Raw genomic sequence first — 774 nt, forward strand, 5'->3', positions numbered from 1 at the left:
GGCAATCCGAACCTGCTTCGTTCGGTGGTGACGGAGCTGGGCGGAACGGTCGCGGTGGAGTATGCGCCGTCGTCGACCTGGGTGAACAATTATCTGCCGCAGGTGGTGCATGCGGTGACAAAACTGTCGGTCGGCGACGGCCGCGGCCAGACGGCGGTGAGCACCTACAGCTATGCCGGCGGCAAATACGATCCGGCGGCGCGCAAATTCCTGGGCTTCGCCTCCATCGTCGAGACCAAACCGCTGGCCAATGGCGAGACGGCGGCCTCCAAAGTCGAGACCACCTACCTGCAGGACCTGGCAAGCTACGGCCTGCCGTCGCTGACGCTGTGGAAGGATGGCGCGGGCACCGTCCACAAGCAGGTGGCCGAGACCTATGCGGTCAACACCGCGACCAAGCCCTACACCGTGCAGAACACGGCGACGGACACGACGCTGACCGAGAACATTGCGCGTACATTGAGGGTCGAGCGGACGTTCGACGCCTATAACAACGTCACCAGCATCAAGGACCATGGCCGCACCGACGTCAGCGGCGACGAGACCTGGACGGTGGCAAGCTTCGCGCCGAACACGACGGCCTACATCGTCTCGCTGCCGAGCAGCCAGACCGTGCGCGCCGGGCTGGACACAAGCTTCCCCTATATCGGCTATGACGAGACCTATTATGACGGCAACACGGGCGCGAACGCGACGCCGCCGGCCAAGGGCAATCTCACCCGCAAGCGCAGCTTCTCCAATTACTATGGATCGCCGCAAAAGGAGGTGAACCAG

General features: G+C 63.6%; 1 protein-coding gene. It reads left to right on the forward strand.

What is annotated here, in order from left to right:
• Positions 1 to 774 (forward strand): toxin TcdB middle/N-terminal domain-containing protein (locus NKG95_RS34200; RefSeq protein WP_353043881.1); only part of this gene is annotated, 774 nt, incomplete at both ends.

The organism is Mesorhizobium sp. M1423 (genome assembly GCF_040317575.1).
In the GTDB taxonomy this organism is placed as follows: Bacteria; Pseudomonadota; Alphaproteobacteria; order Rhizobiales; family Rhizobiaceae; genus Mesorhizobium.